This window comes from Microbispora sp. NPDC049125, assembly GCF_040802045.1.
In the GTDB taxonomy this organism is placed as follows: Bacteria; Actinomycetota; Actinomycetes; order Streptosporangiales; family Streptosporangiaceae; genus Microbispora.
Genome location: NZ_JBEZDW010000001.1, coordinates 313,313 through 334,328, shown reverse-complemented (window position 1 = coordinate 334,328; position 21,016 = coordinate 313,313). Strand labels below are relative to the sequence as shown.

At 71.9% G+C, this 21,016-nt stretch carries 20 protein-coding genes; 5 read left to right on the top strand and 15 right to left on the bottom strand.

All coding sequences use genetic code 11. The features are described 5' to 3' along the window. Positions 1 to 75 precede the first annotated feature (75 nt). From AB0B72_RS01440 to AB0B72_RS01430, 3 genes are all read right to left on the bottom strand, one after another. Complete coding sequence (locus AB0B72_RS01440) at positions 76 to 2,007, bottom strand: acetoacetate--CoA ligase (RefSeq protein ID WP_367736278.1); 1,932 nt, start codon at positions 2,005 to 2,007, stop codon at positions 76 to 78. Between the two features lie 62 nt (positions 2,008 to 2,069). Next, the gene (locus tag AB0B72_RS01435; protein ID WP_367736277.1) at positions 2,070 to 2,945 is read right to left on the bottom strand and encodes a serine hydrolase; all 876 of its coding nucleotides are present in this window, start codon (positions 2,943 to 2,945) and stop codon (positions 2,070 to 2,072) included. Further along, positions 2,942 to 3,889, bottom strand: a complete 948-nt coding sequence (locus AB0B72_RS01430; RefSeq protein WP_367736276.1) for a LysR family transcriptional regulator — start codon at positions 3,887 to 3,889, stop codon at positions 2,942 to 2,944. Before AB0B72_RS01430 ends, AB0B72_RS01435 begins: the two co-directional genes overlap by 4 nt. Positions 3,890 to 3,999: 110 nt before the next feature. Here AB0B72_RS01430 and AB0B72_RS01425 point away from each other — a divergent pair, with 110 nt between their 5' ends. Beyond that, positions 4,000 to 5,559: a penicillin-binding transpeptidase domain-containing protein gene (locus AB0B72_RS01425; RefSeq protein WP_367736275.1), complete on the top strand. Its 1,560-nt coding sequence runs from the start codon at positions 4,000 to 4,002 to the stop codon at positions 5,557 to 5,559. Between the two features lie 42 nt (positions 5,560 to 5,601). Here AB0B72_RS01425 and AB0B72_RS01420 read toward each other — a convergent pair whose 3' ends face one another. The 11 genes from AB0B72_RS01420 to AB0B72_RS01370 all read right to left on the bottom strand — a co-directional run bounded on the left by AB0B72_RS01420 (position 5,602) and on the right by AB0B72_RS01370 (position 14,520). Beyond that, positions 5,602 to 6,327 (bottom strand): HAD family hydrolase, encoded by a 726-nt coding sequence (locus AB0B72_RS01420; protein ID WP_367736478.1) that lies wholly within the window; start codon positions 6,325 to 6,327, stop codon positions 5,602 to 5,604. A 202-nt stretch (positions 6,328 to 6,529) separates the two neighbouring features. Then, positions 6,530 to 7,162 (bottom strand): HAD family hydrolase, encoded by a 633-nt coding sequence (locus AB0B72_RS01415; RefSeq protein WP_367736274.1) that lies wholly within the window; start codon positions 7,160 to 7,162, stop codon positions 6,530 to 6,532. A gap of 51 nt (positions 7,163 to 7,213) precedes the next feature. Continuing rightward, entirely contained in the window at positions 7,214 to 7,720 is a 507-nt protein-coding gene (locus AB0B72_RS01410; protein ID WP_367736273.1) for a hypothetical protein, read from the bottom strand. 120 nt (positions 7,721 to 7,840) lie between these two features. Next, a complete protein-coding gene (locus AB0B72_RS01405; protein WP_367736272.1) occupies positions 7,841 to 8,530 on the bottom strand; it encodes an HAD family hydrolase in 690 nt (229 codons plus the stop codon). An 89-nt stretch (positions 8,531 to 8,619) separates the two neighbouring features. Continuing rightward, positions 8,620 to 9,975 (bottom strand): beta-N-acetylhexosaminidase, encoded by a 1,356-nt coding sequence (nagZ, locus tag AB0B72_RS01400; RefSeq protein WP_367736271.1) that lies wholly within the window; start codon positions 9,973 to 9,975, stop codon positions 8,620 to 8,622. A gap of 80 nt (positions 9,976 to 10,055) precedes the next feature. Further along, on the bottom strand, positions 10,056 to 11,729 hold the full coding sequence (ptsP, locus tag AB0B72_RS01395; protein ID WP_367736477.1) for a phosphoenolpyruvate--protein phosphotransferase: 1,674 nt from the start codon (positions 11,727 to 11,729) through the stop codon (positions 10,056 to 10,058). Positions 11,730 to 11,803: 74 nt separating this feature from the next. Further along, a complete protein-coding gene (locus tag AB0B72_RS01390) occupies positions 11,804 to 12,061 on the bottom strand; it encodes an HPr family phosphocarrier protein (RefSeq protein WP_367736270.1) in 258 nt (85 codons plus the stop codon). A gap of 24 nt (positions 12,062 to 12,085) precedes the next feature. Beyond that, on the bottom strand, positions 12,086 to 12,724 hold the full coding sequence (locus tag AB0B72_RS01385; RefSeq protein WP_367736476.1) for an HAD family hydrolase: 639 nt from the start codon (positions 12,722 to 12,724) through the stop codon (positions 12,086 to 12,088). After that, positions 12,721 to 13,167: a PTS glucose transporter subunit IIA gene (locus AB0B72_RS01380; RefSeq protein ID WP_367736269.1), complete on the bottom strand. Its 447-nt coding sequence runs from the start codon at positions 13,165 to 13,167 to the stop codon at positions 12,721 to 12,723. Before AB0B72_RS01380 ends, AB0B72_RS01385 begins: the two co-directional genes overlap by 4 nt. A 67-nt stretch (positions 13,168 to 13,234) precedes the next feature. Then, on the bottom strand, positions 13,235 to 13,471 hold the full coding sequence (locus tag AB0B72_RS01375; RefSeq protein ID WP_030509331.1) for a glucose PTS transporter subunit EIIB: 237 nt from the start codon (positions 13,469 to 13,471) through the stop codon (positions 13,235 to 13,237). 14 nt (positions 13,472 to 13,485) lie between these two features. Next, positions 13,486 to 14,520: an SIS domain-containing protein gene (locus tag AB0B72_RS01370; protein WP_367736268.1), complete on the bottom strand. Its 1,035-nt coding sequence runs from the start codon at positions 14,518 to 14,520 to the stop codon at positions 13,486 to 13,488. A gap of 166 nt (positions 14,521 to 14,686) precedes the next feature. Between AB0B72_RS01370 and AB0B72_RS01365 the strand changes: the two genes are divergently transcribed. The 3 genes from AB0B72_RS01365 (at position 14,687) to AB0B72_RS01355 (ending at position 17,585) form a co-directional block, all read left to right on the top strand. Continuing rightward, entirely contained in the window at positions 14,687 to 15,427 is a 741-nt protein-coding gene (locus AB0B72_RS01365; RefSeq protein WP_367736267.1) for a GntR family transcriptional regulator, read from the top strand. Positions 15,428 to 15,466: 39 nt separating this feature from the next. Then, positions 15,467 to 16,801 carry a PTS transporter subunit EIIC gene (locus AB0B72_RS01360; RefSeq protein ID WP_367736266.1) on the top strand — a complete coding sequence of 445 codons (1,335 nt, stop codon included), beginning with the start codon at positions 15,467 to 15,469 and terminating at the stop codon, positions 16,799 to 16,801. Between the two features lie 265 nt (positions 16,802 to 17,066). Continuing rightward, the gene (locus AB0B72_RS01355; protein WP_367736265.1) at positions 17,067 to 17,585 is read left to right on the top strand and encodes an Rv3235 family protein; all 519 of its coding nucleotides are present in this window, start codon (positions 17,067 to 17,069) and stop codon (positions 17,583 to 17,585) included. A gap of 132 nt (positions 17,586 to 17,717) precedes the next feature. Here the strand turns inward: AB0B72_RS01355 and secA are convergent, their stop codons facing one another. Next, a complete protein-coding gene (gene secA, locus AB0B72_RS01350; RefSeq protein ID WP_367736264.1) occupies positions 17,718 to 20,516 on the bottom strand; it encodes a preprotein translocase subunit SecA in 2,799 nt (932 codons plus the stop codon). A gap of 219 nt (positions 20,517 to 20,735) precedes the next feature. Between secA and AB0B72_RS01345 the strand changes: the two genes are divergently transcribed. Further along, positions 20,736 to 20,999 (top strand): HGxxPAAW family protein, encoded by a 264-nt coding sequence (locus AB0B72_RS01345; protein ID WP_367736263.1) that lies wholly within the window; start codon positions 20,736 to 20,738, stop codon positions 20,997 to 20,999. Positions 21,000 to 21,016: the final 17 nt, after the last annotated feature.

Below are 21,016 nucleotides of genomic sequence, written 5' to 3'. Positions count from 1 at the left end.
CGATACGTGGAACCTTAAAGTAAATTTCGGACAACCTTAAAGAGTCCTGCGAGGACGACGACGGGAGACGACGGCTCACATGTCCGTCTGGGACTCGGTCAGGGGGACGAAATGGCCGAGGACCTCGGGGTTGGCCATGGCGTCGGGGTTGGCGGCCCGCTCGACCGGCGTGCCGAGGAGGATCTTCCGTACCGGGATCTCCAGCTTCTTGCCCGAGAGGGTGCGCGGGATTCCGGGCACCTCGTGGATCTCGTCGGGCACGTGGCGGGGTGACAGCTCGGTGCGCAGGGCCGTACGGAGCCGGGAGACGAGGTCGTCGTCCAGCGAGAAACCGCCGGCGAGGGTGACGTAGAGCAGCAGCCTGCCCTCCTGGCCGAGCCGCCCGGTGTCGATCACCAGGCTGTCGGCGATCTCGCCGAACCGCTCGACCACCCGGTAGAACTCGCTCGTGCCCATCCGTACGCCGCCCCGGTTGAGGGTGGAGTCCGAGCGGCCGTAGATGACGGAGCCCCCGTCGGGGAGGATCTTGATCCAGTCGCCGTGACGCCACACGCCCGGATAGTCGGCGAAGTACGACTCGCGGTAGCGGTCGCCGGAGGGGTCGTTCCAGAACATGACCGGCATGGACGGCATGGGGGCGGTCACCACGAGCTCCCCCACCTCGCCGATGACGGGCCGTCCGGACGGGTCGAAGGACTCCACCCGCGCGCCCAGGCAGCGGCACGGGATGACGCCCGCCCGGATCGGCAGCAGCGGCACGGCCCCCACGAACCCGGTGCACACGTCGGTGCCGCCGGAGAACGAGCCCAGCTGGACGCCCGGGTCGACGTCGGAGTAGACCCAGGCGAAGCCCTCCGGGGGAAGCGGCGAGCCGGTCGAGCCGATGCCGCGCAGCCGCTCCAGCCCTTCCGGCTTCACCCCCGCCTTGAGCGACGCCATGATGTACGGCGCGCCGGTGCCGAAGTAGGTGACCCCCTCCTCGGCCGTCAGGCGCCACAGCGCGTCGGTGCCCGGATGGGCGGCGCTGCCGTCGTACAGGACGACGGTGGCACCCACCAGCAGGCCGCCGATGAGGTAGTTCCACATCATCCAGCCGGTGGTGGTGTACCAGAAGAACACATCTCCCTGCCCCAGGTCCTGGTGGAAGGAGAGCGACTTGAGGTGCTCCAGCACGATGCCGCCGTGCCCGTGGACGATCGGCTTCGGCAGCCCGGTGGTCCCCGACGAGTACAGCACCCACAGCGGGTGGCCGAACGGCACCCGCTCGAACTCCAGGGGCGCGGTCTCGGCACGCAGATCGTCCCAGCTCAGCGCCGACTCCGGTACGTCGAGGCCGATGGCGGGAATCCAGACCGTCGCCGTGAGCGAGGGCAACGCGGCGGCGATCTCGCGCACCACCTCCGACCGGTCGAACCGCTTGCCGCCGTAGCGGTAGCCGTCCACCGCGACCAGCACTTTCGGCTCGATCTGGGTGAACCGGTCGGTCACGCTCGGCCCGCCGAAGTCGGGCGAGCAGGAGGACCAGACGGCCCCCAGCGAGGCCGTGGCCAGGAACGCGATGAGGGCCTCAGGAACGTTCGGGACATAGGCGGCGACCCGGTCACCGCGCCGGACGCCGAGACGGACGAGCCCCGCGCGCACGCGGGCGACCTCCTCGCGAAGCTCGCCGAGCGAGTACTGCCAACGGCCGCCCGACTCGTTCCGGAAGATCATGGCCGTACGGCCGGGATGACCGCGCAGCGCGTTCTCCGCGTAATTGAGCGTCGATCCCGCGAACCACTCGGCGTCCGGCATCGTCCCACTGATGACGGGCCCGTCGCCACGCTCACCGACCACGCCGAAGTAGTCCCAGATGGACGTCCAGAAGTCGGCCGGAGACCCGACCGACCACTCCCACGCGTCCTGGTAATCCCCCGAACGCCCGAGCCACTCCAGGTATCGGGTGATCCGGGCGTCCCGGACGACCTCGGCGGACGGTTCCCAGAGCAGCGCGCCTTCCTCGACCATGTGCCCATCTTCGCGAGGCTCCCCGCGCATGTCACCCTCGCCGCCCACATAGACGGGGCCTGTCATATGTGGGCCCGGAGGTGGTCGATCGCGATCCGCGCCGCCGCTCCCACGGCCGCGTCGGCCCGCGGCTGGTTCTGCGCCGTGCTCCAGGAACGGGTGAACACGGCCACGGCGTACCGTCCGCCGTCGGGGTACTCGACGACGCCCACCTCGTTGCGGACCGTCGGCAGCGTGCCGGTCTTGCCGCTGACGGCGACGTCGTCGAAGGGGAACCCCGATGCCAGCCGGTGCGGCCAGACCTGGAGCCCCATCAGCCGCCGTACGGCCGCGCAGGAGGCGGGCGAGGCGGCCTCGTCGCGCCACACCATGCCGAGAAGCCGGGTCATCTCCCGGGGCGTGCTCCGGTTGGTGCGAGCCGGAGCGAGGGCGGCCAGGCGTGCGGTCATGGCAGGGTCGGCGCACGCCTCTGCGAGGGCGGTCAGGTCGCCGGCGCCCGTGTCGGCGAGCATGCCCGCGAACAGGTCCCGGCAGTCGTGCACGACCCGGGTCTCCGCCAGCCCGAGGTCGTCGAGCAGGGCGTTGACCCCGTCAATGCCGACGTGGGCGAGCACCGCGTCGGCCGCCGTGTTGTCGCTCACCGCGATCATCAGGTACGCGAGGTCGCGCAGCGACATCGTCACCTCGTCGAGCATGGCCGACAGCCCGGTCCCCCCGGGCGTACGTGCTCCGGCCGGGAGCGGCACCGGCGCAGCCAGGTCGAGCAGGCCCCGATCGGCCTGCCGGTGCAGCTCCAGCAGCAGCGGCACCTTGAAGACGGACGCGAGGACGACGGGCTCGTCCGCACCCAGGGCCACCTCGCCGTCGCCGTCGACGTCGGCCACGTGCAGCCATCCGGCCACCCCGGCTGAGCGGAAGACCTGCTCGATCGCCTTCACGCCAGGAACCCCGTCGCCGGGCGCGGTGCCACCCGCCGCGCGGGGGTCGCGCCGTCGTCCGTCATGCCCGCATCCTCCCGCAGCACCCGTACGGCGAGCGCGGCGAACGCCGTGACATGGGGGCCCGGCTCGCCCCGCCACGCGGTCGAGCTGCGCCAGGCCAGCGGGGCCCCGGCGAGCGGCCGCCAGACGGTGCCCGGCGTCTCGGCGGGCGGCCCGAAGGCGACGGCAGTGCCGGAGAGCACCAGCCCGAGCGCGAAACCCTCGTCGGCCGCCGGGTGAATCCGGGCAGGGACGAAACCGTTGCGGCGGCAGGCGGCCAGCGTCTCGTCGTGCAGCCCGGGCTCGGCCTCCCGGGGCACCAGGACCAGCTCCCGCCCGGCCAGGTCGGCCAGATGGACGGCGGACCAGGAGGCCAGCTCGTCCCCGGCCGCGAGCCGCACCCCCGGATGCCGCACGAGCACCGGGCCGAAGCCGAGCCCGGCGATCGTCACCGGGTGGTGCACCAGGCCCACGTCGAGCGTGCCGTCCAGGAGCGCGGTCACCTGCGCGGCCGTGCCCATCGCGGCGGGCACCAGCCGTACGCCGGGGTGCTCGGCGCGGAACCCGGCGAACAACGCGGCGAGGACCGCCGGGCCGACGTCGCCGGGGACGCCGGCCCGCACGGTCGCGGCGCCGCCCCCGCCCGTCCCGGCGAGCAGGTCGGGCAGGCGCTCCACCCGGGCGACGATCTCGCGCGCCTCGGGGAGCAGCAGACGGCCGGCGTCCGTCAGCGCCACCCGCCGGCTCGACCGGTCGAACAGCCGGACGCCCAGCTCGCTCTCCAGGCGCCGGACGCGCTGGCTCAGCGGCGGCTGCGCCATTCCGAGGCGGGCCGCCGCGTCGCCGAAGTGCAGCTCCTCGGCGACCGCGACGAAGCACGCGAGATGCCGGACGATGTCCATGACCAGCGACTATATCGGAAACGTACATATATCTTGATTGATATCGATATTGGACAGAACGGGTAGGCCTCTGGTCCCCTGAGCCTGCGTACGAACGGACGGGGGAACGGATGCGGGAGTACCGGCAAAGGGGGGCCCGGCTACGGGCGGTCGTCGCGGCGGGGGTCGTGGTGCCGCTCGTGGTCGCGGGCGGGACGATCTGGGCGCTGCGCACTAAAGGGTCACCGGAGGAGACCGCGCGATTGTTCCTCGCGGCGTGGAGCCGGTCGGACTACGCGGCCATGCGGGGGCTGACCGCGGAGCCGCCCACCGGCTTCGAGGACGCCTACCGCCGGCTGCGCGCGGACCTCAGGCTCACCGGCCAGAGTTTCACGGTGACGGACGTCACCGACGGGGGGACGGCCCGCTTCCGGGCCGCGCTCAAGGGGCCGGTGCCGTTGTCGTACGAGGGACGCCTGCGGCTGGTGGAGCGCGACCGGGCCTGGCGGGTGGCCTGGACCCCGGCGGCGATTCATCCTGCCCTGACCGCCGACCGGCGCCTGCGCCTCGTCGTGGAGCCGGCCGGGCAGGCGCCGGTGACGGCGGCGGACGGGACGCGGATCGACACGCCGGACGCGCCCGGATCGGTGCGGCAGCTCGTGGACGGCCTGCGGCAGGAGTACGGCGACCGCCTCATCGGCACCGCCTCGGCCCGGGTGGACGTGGTGAACGCCCGGACGGGGGGACGGGTCCAGACCCTCGCCACCGGACGGTCGAGGGCCGGCCGGCCGCTGGCGACCACGCTCGATCTCGGCGTCCACCGGGCTGGGGCGCAGGCGCTGGAGGGCGTGGACAAACCCGCCTCACTGGTCGCGCTGCGGCCCTCCACCGGGGAGATCCTCGCCGTGGTGAACAAACCGGGCGGCTATAACCGGGCGTTGCTCGGCGCCTACCCGCCGGGGTCCACCTTCAAGATCGTCACCGCGTCCGCGCTGGTCGCGGGCGGGGTGACGCCGGAGCGGACTGTGCGGTGCCCGCCCGAGCAGACGATCGGCGGCTTCCCGTTCCACAACGCCGAGTTCCACGACTACGGCACGCTCCGCTTCGTCGACGCCTTCGCCCACTCGTGCAACACGACGTTCGCGGCCATGGCGGTCGAGCGACTCGGAGCCAGGAGACTGGCCGACGTGGCCGCCGCCTTCGGTTTCGGGGCACGCGTCAAGATCGGCGTACCGGCCGTGGACGCGGCGTTCCCCGCGCCGCGCGACGACACCGACCTCGCCTCCGCGGCCATCGGGCAGGGCCGCGTGCTCGCGAGCCCGCTCAACATGGCCGCCGTCGCCGGTGCGATAGCCGACGGCACGTGGCGGGCGCCCCGGCTCGTCCCCGCGGCCGACGTGCCCGGGGGCGGCTCCCCGCCGCGGCGGCTGGAGCCGGGTGTGGCGGCGGCGCTGCGCCGCCTCATGCCCGCCGTGGTCAGCGAGGGCACGGCGCGCGGGATCTCCTTCCCGGCCGGTACGGCGGGCAAGACGGGCACCGCCGAGTACGGTTCGGGCGACGAGCCGCCCACGCACTCGTGGTTCATCGGCTACCGGGGGGATCTCGCGTTCGCGGTCGTGGTCGAGGGCGGCGGCACCGGGGCCGCCGTGGCCGCACCCGTCGCGGCCCGCTTCCTCACCGCCCTGACCTGACGGCACGGCCTTGTCGAAGCGATGCGGGGTGGGCGCGGTCTGTCAGCCGGCACGGCGGCCGGTGGTGGCGGAGGAGGTGAGGCGGGCGACGGCGGCGACGACCTCGGAGGCGTTGGACAGGTCGGGCAGGACGATGTCCGCCCCCGCCTCCTGCAACTCGGCGGCCGTCGACCGGCCCGACGCGACGGCGATCATCGCCGCGCCGCCGATCCGGGCCGCCTGGACGTCCCTGGTCGAGTCGCCCACCAGCACCGTGTTTCCGACGGCGAAGGCATGGCCGTGCTTCGCCTTGGCCCTGCCCTGCGCCACCTGGAGCAGCGTGGCCTTGGGGTAGACCTCCTCGCCGTAGCCGCCCACCTCGAAGTCGATCCACTTGTCCAGGCCGAACGCGGCGAGCTTGTGCACCGCGTTGCTCTTGATGGTGCCGGTGAGCACGGACTGGACGACGCCGTCGAGGCGGGAGACGGCCTTGAGCGCGTCCTTGGCCCCGGGCATGGCGCGCCCCTCCTTCGCCAGCCGCTTGTGCCTGTCGCCGAAGGCCACGGCCAGCGCGTCGATGAACCTCGGCAGGTGGTGGTCGTCGACGACGATGCCGTTGATGGCGAGGGTCTCGAAGATGATCTCGGAGTCGGGCCGGCCCATGGCCGGCGCGAGCTTGACCAGTGGCCGCCCGGTGACCATCCGGAACGCGGCGGCGTATGCCTCGCGGGCGACGATGGTGACGTCGACGAGTGTGAGGTCGACGTTCCAGAGAACGAGGCGGTTGATCGCGACCTCCGTGGGGATGCGGCTGGGCTCGTGCCCAGCGTACGGCCCGCACCCGTCGCGAACAGCCACCGATGCCGAGCGCGCAGCGTGAAGCCGCATGGGAGGCCGGCGGCCGTGCCCCGCGCGCCCGGATCGGCTCACCGGCCGCGCCGTCACACCAGGCGTGAGCGCGAGCGGTCGGATCGGCTCACCGGCCGCGCCGTCACACCAGGTCGAGGGCGTCGCCGAGCGAGTCCACGATGGGGACGCCGATGAGCTCCAGCTCCGACCGCCTGGTCATGCCCCCGGTGTAGAGGATGGCGCGGGCGCCGACGTGCTGGGCGGCGTGGGCGTCGTCCACGCTGTCGCCGATGACGACCACCTTCGCCGGGTCCATGTTCAGCGCCCGCAGGTGCGCGACCATGTGCTCGGCCTTCGTGCCGCCGGAGGCGGAGCGCAGCCCGTCGACGCGGATGAAGTGCCCGTCGATGCCGAAGTCCCCCACCTTGCCGACGAGCCGCTCGTGGCCCCACATCGACAGCAGCGACTGGGTCCGCCCGGTCTGGTCCCAGGCCCGCAGGCTCGACTGCGCCCCCTCGGCGAGCTGGCAGAGCTCCATGAGGCGGTGGTAGTGGTCGTGGAACCCGACGTCGAGCTGCTCCCACTCGCCCTCCCTGAGCGGGCGGCCGAGCATCCGCTCGTAGGCCACCCAGATCGGGCGCGTGTACACCTCGCGGAAGCCCTCGATGTCGTACGGCCCGAGGCCGTACGGCTGGAAGAGCTCGTTGGTGGCGCCGATGACGGCGTCGATGTCGTGGAAGAGGGTGCCGTTCCAGTCCCAAACTATGTGTGTCATATGACTCCGAAGCGTAGACGCGGCCTGTGACGAAATCGTTAACCCCGACGGTCAGACCAGCAGATCGGGGATTTCCTGTGTGGCGTACCACATGAGCTCGTGGTCCTCCGCGCCGTCCACGACGAACCGCGCGTCGTCGTCTCCGGCGTCGGCGGCCGGCAGGGCGGCGAGCGCGGCCTCGACGTCGGGAACGGCCGCGAAGTCGTCGAGGTGGACGGCGGCCAGCAGCGCGACCGGGATCGGCTCGAACACCCGCACGCGGGCGCGCTCCTCCAGCTCGGCGCCGGCCTTGACGATCTCGTCCGGCACCTCGGCGGCGACGACGACCCGCCGGGCCGCCACCTCGACGCCGTCGGCGCGGTCGGCCGCCAGCATGCGCAGGGAGGCACGGGCCGCCTCGGTCAGCGCGACGTACTCCAGCTCCTCGGTGTCGCCCGAGACGTACCACTCGACCAGCGCGGGCGTCACCGCGTAGCCGGTCAGCGGGGCCGGTCCCAGCTCCCCGGCGGCGACCACGCGGGCCAGCGCCGGGAGTGTGCACGGCAGATACACGCGCATGCGTTCCTCGACTCACGATATTCCGGTGGGCGGCCCCCGGTACGGGGTGCCGGATGGCGCTCGCCGGCCCGGCGGGGCCGCGGGCTCACCACCCTTTGCGTTGGTGACCAGCTTCTCATCTCAGGCCGGGCGGGAGAGCCCGTCCCGGGCCTCGCCCAGCGGGCGTAAGGGCAGGCCGAACAGGAGCTCCAGCTCGTCGAGGGTGCCGGCCGGGCTCGTGTGGTGCACCCCCACCAGGCCGAGCGCACGCGCCGCGTCGATGTTCGCCTCGATGTCGTCGACGAACGCGCACTGCGCGGGCTCCAGCCCGACGAGGCCGAGCGCGTGGCGGAAGATGCGCTCCTCCGGCTTGCGCATGCCGACCTCGCCCGAGATGACGACCGCGTCGAAGGTCGCGTCCCAGCGGTCCCTGGGGTAGTCGTTGCCCCACGAGTTGGACAGCAGGCAGGTGCGCAGCCCGGCCGACCGCGCCAGGAGGAGCATCTCGTACATCTCCTCGACGGGCCGGAACCCGGCGAACATCCGGGTCAGCAGGCCATCGGCCTCGGGTGGGACGCCGTCGAGCGTCCGGAGACGGGCGGCGACCTGCCGCTCGAACTCCGCGACCGCGAGCTCGCCCCGCTCCAGGGCGTGGATCGGGTTCCCGGTCCCCGGCCCGAGCCCGCCTTGGTACGCGTGGAACACCAGCTCGCGCATCACCTCGCGGTAGTGCGCGGGGTCGATCCGGTCCGCCTCGATCCACTCGGCCACGGACTCGGCCAGGCTCGTCGTGAGGACCCCGCCCCAGTCGATCAGCACACCCTGTAGCACCCGGACCTCCCGCCGCCGTCGCTCAAATATAGGTACCCCGTCCCGGGCCGCGTCTCGCCTTGCGCTCCTCCCCGCCGGAGTGCCGTGGCTCACATCGGGCGCGGTTCCAGCGACTGCGCGCGGGCCTGCCCTCCGGCGGCGACGCGCTCGGCGACCTTCAGGTGCTCGGCGGACTTCAGCGAGCCGGGATCGGTGCGGACCGGCTCGAAGACGCCGCGCTTGTCCTTCAGCCGGAGAATCCGCGTGACCGACTCGTCGAGCCGCCGCTCGGTGATGCGCCCCGACTTCACCGCCTTGAGCACGGCCCCGTACGCCTTGTCGAGGTCGGGCGGCATGAGGAGCACGTCGACCCCGGCGAGGATCGCCCGCACGGCCACCTCGGCGTCGCCGTACTTCTTCCGGACGCCCGCCATGTCCAGCGCGTCCGTGGTGATCACACCGTCGAAGCCCAGCTCGCCCCGGAGCAGGCCGGTGACGATGCGGTGGGACAGCGTCGCCGGGTCGCCCGAGGGGTCCAGCTCCGGCATGACGACGTGCGCCGTCATGATCGCGTCGACCCCATGCTCGATGGCGGCCCGGAACGGCGGCGCGTCGAGCCGCTTCCAGCGCTCCATGGTGTGCCGGATGACCGGGAGGCCGGTGTGGCTGTCGACCGACGTGTCGCCGTGCCCGGGGAAGTGCTTTGCCACCGAGGCGATCCCGGCGGCGTGGAAACCGTCGACGGCCGCCCCCACCATGGCGGACACCTTCGCCGGGTCCGCCCCGTACGCGCGGGGCCCGATGACGGGGTTGTGCGGGTTGACGTTGACGTCGGCCACGGGGGCGAAGTCGAGCGAGATGCCGAGCGCACGCAACTCCTCACCGGTCACCCGGGCGGCGTCGCGCGCGTTGCGGGTGTCGCCGGTCGCGCCGATGGCGCCGGCCCCCGGAAGCCGGGTCACCAGCGAGCCGAGCCGCGCGACCCGGCCGTTCTCCTGGTCGACGCCGATCAGCAGGGGGGTCGTCGACGAGGCCTCGCGTAACCCGGTCGTCAGCGCGGCGACCTGCTTGGCGCTGGAGATGTTGCCCGCCCAGGGGAACAGGATGATCCCGCCGGGGTGATACTTGCGCACCACCTCGGCCGGGGTGTCCACGCCGAACCGCGCCCGGTTCTCCTGGCTGGACGCCCCGGCGCGGGAGCCGTACACGACCGGGATGAAGAGCTGACCGACCTTGTCCTCGACGCTCATGCCCGCGAGGGCGGCGGCCGGGTCGCCGGAAGCCGCGCGAGTGTTTTTCGGGGAGGGCACGGCGGAGGGCACGGCGGACGGCGTGACGACGGGCGGCGGGGACGGCGCCGGACGCGACGAAGAGGCGGTGGGACGCGTCGCGCCCCCCGCGCCGGCCGAGCACCCGGCCACGAGGAGAGCCAGCAGCCCCATGGCACCGCGTCGCAGTCCTGACACCTGTTCACCGTAACGGCGCGGCCGCACCACTCGCTCCCGAACTCCCCCGCCCACTCCTCGTACGCCGATGTTCCGCGGGTTCAGAGGTTCAGGACGTCGAGGCCCGGCAGCTCGGCCCGCGCGGCGGCCCGCGCTCCGGCCGCCGAGGTGGCGGCGCGGGCGGCCGCGGCGGCCTCCCCGCACTGGCGGAGCGTGTGGCGCGCCAGCGCCGCGCGCACCCAGCCGATGGCGGGAGCGCCCATGGACAGCGAGGTGACGCCCATGCCGACCAGCACGCACGCGAGCGCCGGGTCGGCCGCCGCCTCGCCGCAGACCCCGCACCCCTTGTCCTCGGCCGACGCCGCCGCTGCCGCCAGCGCGATGAGGTCGAGCACGGCGGGATGCCAGGGGTCCTGCAGCCCGGCGACGGCGCTGACCTGACGGTCGGCCGCCAGCGCGTACTGGGTGAGGTCGTTGGTCCCGATCGAGAAGAAGTCGACGGCTTTGACGAGGTCCGCGGCGCGCAGCGCCGCCGACGGCACCTCGATCATGATCCCCGGGCTCTCCAGCCCCGCCGTACGGCAGGCGGCCGCGAACCACTCCGCCTCCTCGACGGTGGCCACCATCGGCGCCATGACCTGCACCTTCGCCGAGGTCCCCGCCGCCGCGTCCGCGAGCGCGCCGAGCTGGACGGCCATGATCTCCGGATAGCGGCGGAACAGGCGGACCCCGCGCTCCCCGAGCGCCGGGTTCGGCTCCTCCTCGGGCGGCGGCAGGAAGGCCAGCGGCTTGTCCGCGCCCGCGTCCAGCGTCCTGACCACGACCCGCCCGCCGGGGAAGGCCTCGAAGACGGCCCGGTAGGCGGCCACCTGCTCCTCGGCGGAGGGTGCGGTCTCCTGGTCGAGGAAGAGGAACTCGGTGCGGTAGAGACCGACGCCCTCAGCGCCGTTCTCCAGCGCGGACTCCAGGTCGCGCGGGCCGCCGACGTTGGCCAGCAGCGGCACGGCGTGGCCGTCCGCGGTGGCGCCGGGGCCTGTGGTCGCCGACAGCGCGGCCCGCCTCGCCTCCTCCGCGGCGCGGGCCTCGGCCACCTCCGCCTCAGGAGGCGCGAGCCGTACACGGCCGGTCGCGCCGTCGACCAGGACGGCGGTGCCGGGCGGGATCGCGGCCGCGGCCGCGCAGCCGACGACGGCGGGCACGCCCATCGAGCGGGCGAGGATCGCCGTGTGGCTGGTCGGCCCGCCCTGCTCGGTCACGAACGCCGCGACGACGTCCCGGGACAGCAGCGCGGTGTCCGCGGGCGCGAGATCCCTGGCGACCAGCACGAACGGCTCGGCGGCGGTCGCCGGCACACCCGGCATCGGAAGGCCGGACAGCAGCGCGACGACGCGGTCGCGGATGTCGTCGAGGTCGGCCACGCGCTCGCCGAGGTATCCCCCGGCCGCGGCCAGCAGGTCACGGTATTTACCGAAAGCGTCGAACACCGCACGAGGGGCGGCGACCCCGTCGTCGATCAGCGCGGCCACCTCGTCGGCCAGCCCCGGGTCGCGGGCCATCATGGCCTGCGCGCCGAGCACCTCCCGCGCCTCGCCGCCCGCCCTGTCGCCGCGCGCCTCCAGGTCGGCGGCCACCTCGTCCAGCGCCCGCACGGCCCTGGCCCGCTCGGCGGTGGCGTCGCCGTCGTGCCGGGCGTCCTTGTCGGGCTCGGGGATCTCGGCCGTCAGCACGTGCGCCCGGCCGTATCCGACGCCGGGGCTGACCCCCGCGCCCGTCAGCGTCCGGACGGGGATCGCCCCGCCCGGACCCGCCGGGTCCTCGCGCCGTTCCGTCTCGTGCGGCTCCACGGGTGTCAGGGAGCCGACGCGATCTGGGCGAGCTGGTCGAGCAGCTCCTCGGCACCCTCGCCGTCGGCGGTGATGACGATGGACTCCCCCTGCCGTACGTCGAGGGAGAGCACCGACAGGATGCTCTTGGCGTTCACCGGCCGGCCCCCCGCCTTCGCGATGGTGACGTCGAAGGGCGCCTTCGCCGCCGCCTGCACGAACGTCGCCGCGGGGCGGGCGTGCAGACCTACCTCGGACGTGACGCTGACCTTGCGTTCAGCCACGGTTCCTCCTTCTTCACGGGTGGTCTAGACCACCCTCAGCTCTGTCAACGGCCAATCAATACCCGACATGTCGGGGATCACTAGATCCGCGTGCGCGAGTTCGCCCGGATCGTGCGTGGTCGCCACCGCGACGCACGCCATGCCCGCCGCCCGTGCCGCCGCGACGCCCGCGAGAGAGTCCTCGAAGACCACGCACCTCACCGGCTCGACGTCGAGCAGCCGCGCGGCGGCGAGGTAGCCGGAGGGGTCCGGTTTGCCCACGACCACGTCCTCCGCGGACACGATGGTACGGACGAGGTCCGCGACCCCGAGATCCGCCAGCCGTTCCTCGGCCCACTCGCGGTGCGCCGACGTGACCAGCGCGAGCGGTGAGCCGTGGTCGGCCACCCGGCGCACCAGCTCAGCGGCGCCCGGAACGGGCACGATGTCCGGCAGGTCAGGGCTGTCATAGTAGGACATGATCTCGGCGATGAGCGCCCTGACGTCGGCGCCGGGCATCACCTCGGGCAGGACGTCCGAGCCCCGGCGGCCCATGAAGCGCCGCAGCACGGCGTCGTCGTGGTCGACCCCGTGCCTGGCCAGGAGCATCCGCCACACGGCCATGCTGCGGAGCTCGGAGTTGATCAGCGTGCCGTCCAGGTCGAAGAGCGCCGCCTCCATCATGCCCACTGGAACAGCCGGTCGCCGGCGTTCACCGCGCCCACGGCCAGCCCACCCACCGCGTCCGCCGGAGCGTCCAGGGCGACGACGGGGCAGACCGGCGAGCGGCCCCCGGCCTCCACGGCCGCCGGATCCCACGCGACGACGGGCTGGCCGGCGCTGACGCGGTCGCCCTCGGCGGCCAGGAGCGTGAACCCCTCACCCTTGAGCTGGACCGTGTCGATGCCCAGGTGCACCAGCACACCCCTGCCGTCGTCTCCCACCACGACATAGGCGTGCGGATGCAGCTTGACGATCGTGCCGTCGATCGGCGCGATGGCCTCACCGGGCTCGCGCAGGGGATCGATCGCGGTCCCCGGGCCCACCATGGCCTGGGAGAACACCGGGTCCGGCACCGCGGGCAGCCCGATGGCCGCCCCCGCGACCGGGGCGAGAACAGTCGTCAATGGAGCGCCTTTCCTCCAGATCCCGGCGTGCCCGGCCGGGGGGCCGGCCGGACGTCCGCCGGGCCGGTCAGCCGATGATGTCCTCGATGTCGCTGGCGATGGTGTCGGCCTCCGGGCCCACCACGACCTGGACGACGTTGCCGGCCGCCATCACGCCGTGGGCACCGGCCGCCTTCAGCGCGGCCTGGTCGACCTTCGAGGCGTCGTGCACCTCGGTGCGGAGCCGCGTGATGCACGGCTCCACCTCGATGATGTTGTCGGCGCCACCGAGCCCGGCGATGATCGCTTCGGCGTCTGCAGCCATGGGGGTCCTCCAGTTCAGTCGGTCTGAGTCACCTTGTTCAGACCACGGGGAGCGTCGGGGTCGATACCGAGCCTGCGCGCGAGCGCCTCGGTGAGCAACTGCCCGGGGACGATGAGTCCCAACGGAGCCACCCACTCGGGCAGATCCGGTCCGTTGAGTGCGGCGGTCGAGGCGGCGGCGAGCTCCGTGCCGCCGCCGACGCCGAACGCGGAGGCTCCGGCGCCGGTCACCCGGCGGGCCAGCGCGATGGTGCCCGCGAGCGTCGGGCCCTCCCCCGCCGTGACGAGCAGCGCCGGGGTGTCGGCGTCGACGACCGCGATGGGGCCGTGCAGCAGGTCGGCGTACGACAGGCCCATGGCGTGCAGGTAGCACGCCTCCTTGAGCTTGAGCGCCAGCTCGAGCGCCGTCGAGAACGCCAGGCCCCGGCCCGAGACGACGACGCCGGGCTTGTCGGCCAGCCCCTCGACGACGGCCTCCAGGTCGCCGGGGTCGGAGACGAGCTTCTCGACGGCGTCCGGCACGCGCCGCAGGTCGTCGCGGTCGACGTCGGCGCCGAGGCCGAGGGCGAGCACGGCCAGCGCGGCGAGCTGGGTGGTGTAGGTCTTGGTGGCCGGGACGGCCTTCTCCTCGCCGGCGAGCGTGCACAGGGCGAGGTCGGCGGCCTGGGCCAGCGGCGACTCCTCGCCGCCGTTGGTGATCGCGACGGTTCGCGCGCCGCAGTCGCGGGCCCACTGGAGGGTCTCGACGATCTCCTCCGTACGGCCGGACTGGGACAGGCCCACGGCGAGGACGCCGCCGAGGTCGAGCCTGCGCCGGTACGTCGTGGCGATCGAGGGGGCGGCCAGCGCGGCCAGCCGGCCGGCGTGGGCCTCGACCAGGTAGCGGCCGTAGACGGCGGCGTTGTCCGAGGTGCCCCGGGCGATGAACAGCAGCTGCCGGGTGCCCCGCGCGACCGCCTCGACCTCGCCGGTCCTGGGCAGCAGCGCGTCGAGCGTGGCGCGTATCGCGGCGGGCTGCTCGGCGATCTCGCCGCGCATCCTGGTCGTCATTCGATCATCCTTGCTCGGAGTTTGTCGTTACGAACTCGGAATTTGTCGTTACGAATCCGAAGCCGGCCCGTCCGTTGACACGCATTTCCCGGCTGTGGTCTAGTCCGGACTAGACCAGTACGAACCATACTTTATTCCGTTGATCAGATCGAGAGGGGAGGGATCAGTGGCCCAGATCGACCCGGACAGCCCGGTGCCGAAGTACTTCCAGCTCCGGGAGATCCTGCTCGACCTCATCGAGAGCAACGAGCTGCCCATCGGCGCGGCCATCCCCTCCGAACGCGACCTGTGCCAGCGTTTCGGCCTGTCACGCATGACGGTACGGCAGGCCGTCGACCACCTGGTGTCGGAGGGCCGGCTTCACCGGGTCCCCGGCAAGGGCACGTTCGTGGCACGACCGAAGATCGAGCTGGCACTCCAACTCACCTCCTTCACCGACGACATGCGGGCGCGCGGCATGGAGCCGGGCTCCCGCGACCTGGACCGGCGGGTGGTACGGGCCAGTGCCCACCTCGCCAGGCAGCTCGGCATCCAGCCGGGCGACGCCGTGCACTTCATCGAGCGGCTCCGCACGGCGGACGGGGAACCGCTGAGCATCGAGCGCGCCCACATCCCGGTCGCGCTCGCGCCGGACCTCGATGCCTACGACCTGACCGGCCGATCCCTGTACGCCCTGCTCGAGTCGCACTACGGGCTCGTGCCGGACGCCGGGGAGCTCACCATCGACGGCGGCGTCGCGGACCCAAGCGACGCCGACCTGCTCAAGCTGCCCCGGGGCGGGGCCGTGCTGCTGCTGCAGCGCCGGTCCTTCGCCGGCGGGGTGTGCGCCGAACTGGGGGTCTCGACGTACCGGGCCGACCGCTACCAGCTGCGGACGCTGCTCGAGATGCCCACCAGACGCGTGTAAGCGATCCTCCCGATCTCCCCCGTTCCTGGAGGAACACCGATGAGTTCCACCTCCGCCGACGCGGGCCTGCCCGCGGCACCCGCAAAGCAGTCACCGGTCATGGCCGTGCTGTCCCGTATCGGCCGCTCCCTCATGCTCCCGATCGCGGCCCTTCCCGCCGCGGCCCTCCTGCTCCGGTTCGGCCAGGACGACCTGCTCGGCCGTACGGACAACGCGACGCTCGACAAGATCGCCCACATCATCGGCGGCGCCGGCGGCGCGCTGTTCGACGCGCTGCCGCTGCTGTTCGCGATCGGCGTCGCGGTGGGCTTCGCACGGCGTTCCGACGGCTCCACCGCGCTCGCGGCGGTGGTCGGCTACCTCGTCTGGGACCGGGTCACGCACCTGATGTTCTTCGACGCCGCCGCCGACTCCGCCGTGCACAAGAAGGTCGCCCAGACCATCGCCGGAGCCGACGGCAAGCCGGCCGAGGCGCTCAACTTCGCCTCCGCCAACCCCACGGGGGTGCTCGGCGGCATCCTGATCGGCATCGTCACCGCCATCTTGTGGCAGCGGTACTACCGGACCAAGCTGCCCGCCTGGCTGGCCTTCTTCGGCGGCCGCCGCTTCGTGCCGATCCTCACGGCCCTGGCCGGGCTCGTCCTGGGTGTGATCTTCGGCCTGATCTGGCCGCCGATCGGCCAGGGGCTCACGAACTTCGGTGACTGGCTCGCGAACAACTCCACCGTCGGCGCCGGCATCTACGGCGTCGTCAACCGCGGGCTCATCCCCTTCGGCCTGCACCACTTCGTCAACTCGATCGTCTGGTTCACGGTCCCCGAGTGCACGGTCGGCGCCACCCACGCCGCCGGCGACCTGAACTGCTACTTCGCGGGCCAGGACGGCGCGGGCGCGTTCATGGCGGGCTTCTTCCCGGTCATGATGTTCGGCCTGCCGGCCGCCGCGCTCGCCATCTGGCGCGCCGCTCCGGTGCATCGCCGGGCGGCCGTGGGCTCCATCATGATCTCCGCCGCGCTGATCTCCTTCGTCACGGGCATCACCGAGCCGATCGAGTTCGCGTTCATCTTCGTGGCGCCGGTGCTGTTCGTGGCGCACGCGCTGCTCACCGGCATCTCGATGGCCCTGGTCGCGGCCCTCGACGGGCGGCTCGGCTTCGGGTTCTCGGCGGGCGCGATCGACGCCGGGCTGAACGCGACGAAGGACAACACGCACAACTTCCTGCTGATCATGTTGATCGGCGTCATCTACTTCTTCGTCTACTACTTCGTGTTCACCTTCTTGATCAAGAAGATGAACCTCATGACCCCGGGCCGCGAGCCCGAGCCGGACGTGGACTCCGGAGAGGCCGCCGACACCAAGGCGGCCCGCGCCTGATCTGACTGACACACCCCTCTCAGGGAGACAGGGGTGCCCGGCGATCCCGGGCACCCCTGTCGCGTTTCCCCTCGTTACGGAGGCCGCTATATGCCGTCCGCCACAGGCCGGAATGGCATGCGGCCCCCTCCAACCACGAAGGACATATCCCCGCTAAGCGGGTGAATAGCACCAGGTGATCGGCAAAGTTGGCGGACTTCGTATCAGGCCGGTGAGCCGGAACCTCTATTAGGCGTCAGGTCCGCACCCACCCCAGGGAGCTCCGATGCCCCAGCCGATCCCCCTGCCCAGGCTCGCGTCCGTCCCTCCGGCGGAACCGCCGTACGACGACGAGCGCGGGCCCGAGAGCGGAGCGCCCGCGACGTACGGCTCGCTCGCGCTGGCCCCCGAGCCGCTCGGCCCGCTCGCTCCCCCGCCCGAGAGGCCGGCGGAGCTTCCGGGGCTGCCGGGACCCCTGTCGCCGCGCCGGCCGCCGGGGCTGCCGGACGAGCGCCGGCTGCGCGGGCTCGGCCAGGCCCTCGCCGAGATCCTCGCGGGCCGGCGGCCGCCGCAGACCGTGCAGGACAGGCTCTCCCCGCGGGCGTACCGCGAGCTGGTCCGGGCCGGGAAGATGATCCACGCCGCGCGGCCGCCCCTGGTGGGCCTGCCCCACGTGCAGCGCCCCGGCGACGGCGTGGTGGAGATGTGCATGCTGGTGCATTGCGGGGAGCGCAGCCGGGTGCTCGCCGTACGGCTGGAACGACAGGGCGTGCAGTGGCTCGTCACGGAGTTCGAGACCGCCTGAGGGCTCCGTCCGTGAACCGTGGCCGCCGTCGCGCGAGGCGGTGGGGCCGGCCCCGACCCAGAGGCCGTGACGGAACGCGGGAACCCCCCGCCGGAGGCTCCGGCGAGGGGTTCCGCTGCGAATCGGCTGACTCTACTCGGTGTGCCTGGGGTCGCCGTGGCAGCGCTTGAACTTCTTGCCCGAGCCGCAGGGGCAGGGCGCGTTGCGCTCGACGTCTCCGTAGGAGGCCCGCTGCTCCGGCGTGGAGCGCACGCGGCTGACCTCGACGTCGCCGCCCTCACCTGGCGCGGTGTAGACCATCTCGGTGGGCCTGGCCGGCTGGCGCAGCGCCCGTGCGATGATCGACCCGGCCTCGCTGACCGCCGCGTCCTCCTCGGCGTTCTCCTCGACGATGGGGTTGGCCTGCACCTCGACCTCGAGGTTGTACAGGTACCCGACCGACTCCTCCTTGATGCCCTCCAGCATCGCGCTGAACATCTCGAAGCCCTCCCGCTGGTACTCGATCAGCGGGTCCTTCTGGGCATAGGCGCGCATGCCGATGCCCTCCTGGAGGTAGTCCATCTCGTAGAGGTGCTCGCGCCACTTGCGGTCGAGCACCGAGAGGATCACCCGGCGCTCCAGCTCGCGCATGGCCTCCGCGCCGAGCTGCTCCTCGCGCTGGTCGTACGCCCGGAGGGCGTCCTCCTTGATCTTCGTCGCCAGGAACTGGGCGTCCAGGTCCTCGCGGTGGCCGCCCGCCTCCTGGACGAGCTGGTCCAGCGTGAGCGAGATCGGGTAGAGCTGCCCGAACGCCTTCCACAGCTTGTCGAGGTCCCACTCCTCGGCGAACCCCTCGGCCGTGGCGCCCTTGACGTAGTCGTCGAGCACGTCGGTCACGAAGGTGCGGACCTGCTCGTGCAGGTCGGCGCCTTCCAGGACGCGGCGGCGCTCGGCGTAGATGACCGTTCGCTGACGGTTCATCACCTCGTCGTACTTCAGGACGTTCTTGCGGATCTCGAAGTTCTGCTGCTCGACCTGGTGCTGGGCGGACGCGATGGCCTTGGACACGATGCCCGACTCGATCGGCACGTCGTCCGGGATGTTGAGCCGCGTCATGATCATCTCGACCCTGGCGGAGTTGAACAGCCGCATCAGGTCGTCCTCGAGCGACAGGTAGAACCGCGACTCACCCGGGTCGCCCTGGCGGCCGGAACGGCCGCGGAGCTGGTTGTCGATCCGGCGGGACTCGTGCCGCTCGGTGCCCAGCACGTACAGGCCGCCGAGGCCGACGACCTCCTCGTGCTCGGCCCGCACGGCCTCCTTGGCCTTGTCCAGGGCCTCCGCCCAGGCCTTCTCGTACTCCTCCGGCGTGTCCGACGGCGTCAGGCCGCGCTGCTGGAGCTCCAGGTCGGCGCGGAACTCGGGGTTGCCGCCGAGCATGATGTCGGTGCCGCGGCCGGCCATGTTGGTGGCCACGGTGACGGCGTGCTTGCGGCCCGCCTCGGCGATGATCGTGGCCTCACGCGCGTGGTTCTTCGCGTTCAGCACCTCGTGCGGCACGCCCTGGCGCTTGAGCATCCGGGAGAGCTTCTCGGACTTCTCCACGCTGGTGGTGCCGACCAGCACCGGCTGGCCCTTCTCGTACCGCTCCTTGATGTCCTCGACGCAGGCCTGGAACTTGGCGTCCTCGGACTTGTAGACCACGTCGGCCTGGTCCTTGCGGATCATCGGGCGGTTGGTCGGGATCGGCACGACGCCGAGCTTGTAGGTCTGGTGGAACTCGTTGGCCTCGGTCGCGGCCGTACCGGTCATGCCGGAGAGCTTGTCGTACAGGCGGAAGTAGTTCTGCAGCGTGATGGTGGCGAGGGTCTGATTCTCGTCCTTGACCTTCACGCCCTCCTTGGCCTCGATGGCCTGGTGCATGCCCTCGTTGTACCGCCGGCCGTGCAGCACGCGCCCGGTGAACTCGTCGACGATCAGGACCTCGCCGTCGACGACGATGTAGTCCTTGTCCTTCTTGAACAGCTCCTTCGCCTTGAGGGCGTTGTTCAGGAACTGCACCAGGTGGGTGTGCTCGGGCTTGTAGAGGTTGTCGATGCCGAGCCAGTCCTCGACCCGCTCGACGCCGGCCTCCAGGATGCCGACCGTGCGCTTCTTCTCGTCCACGACGTAGTCGCCGGTGCTCTCCTCGCCCTCCTTGCCCTCGGTGCCGCGCCGGAGCCGGGGGACGATGCGGGCGAACTCGGCGTACCACTTGCCGGACTGCTCGCCGGGGCCGGAGATGATCAGCGGGGTCCTGGCCTCGTCGATGAGGATCGAGTCGACCTCGTCGACGACGGCGAAGTTGTGGCCGCGCTGGACGCACTCCTCCTTCGACCACGCCATGTTGTCGCGCAGGTAGTCGAAGCCGAACTCGTTGTTCGTGCCGTACGTGATGTCCGCGTTGTACTGCTTGCGGCGCTCCTCCGGCGGCATGTTGGCGAGGATCACGCCGACCTCGAGGCCGAGGAAGCGGTGGACGCGGCCCATCGTGTCGGCGTCGCGCTTGGCCAGGTAGTCGTTGACCGTGACGACGTGAACGCCCTTGCCGGAGATGGCGTTCAGGTAGGCGGGCAACGTACAGGTAAGCGTCTTGCCCTCACCGGTGCGCATCTCGGAGATGTTGCCCATGTGGAGGTTGGCGCCGCCCATGAGCTGGACATCGAAGTGGCGCTGCCCGAGAACCCGGCGGGCGGCCTCGCGTACCGTCGCGAACGCCTCCGGCATCAGGTCGTCGAGGGACTCGCCGTCGGCGTGACGCTGTTTGTACTCCGCGGTCATCGCGCGCAGCTCGGCGTCGGACAGGCTCTTGAAGTCCTCTTCGATGCTGTTGACCTGCTCGGCGATTCGCTTGAGCTTCCGCAGAGTCTTGCCTTCGCCGGCGCGAAGGATCTTGTCGAGAATGGCAGCCACTTTTAGTAAAGCTCCTCGCAGGTCCACCCCGGCGGATCGCCGGGGTCTGAGGACGAGACATACTTCCCCGCTAGCCATCGTAGGCGGTTCCATCACCAGACACAGCCACCGGCAATCCACGGAGCGGCGCGCCACAATCACATAACTCATAAGGCGAAAAACGGGCACAAGGCGTCCCCGATGTGCCGACCACCGCCCCCATCAGGTAGAAAACGGGGTATGGCACAGAGCGCACACCAAGGCAGCCACGCGGGAAGCGCCAAATCCTGGCTGGCCGTCACCACCATCCTCATCGGTTTCATGGTCGGGGGGGTGGCCCTGACCGCAGGCCCCAACTGGCTGTTCTTCTGGGTCGGCGTCGGGATCTGCGCGGTCGGCGCCCTGCTCGCCCTCGCGTTCGACATCTTCTCGGACGTCATCGTGGACTCTCCCCGGGAGATCGCCGTCCAGGAGCACCACTCCCCGCTGGAGCACCGTTCCTGAGCGCCTCGCCGGACGCG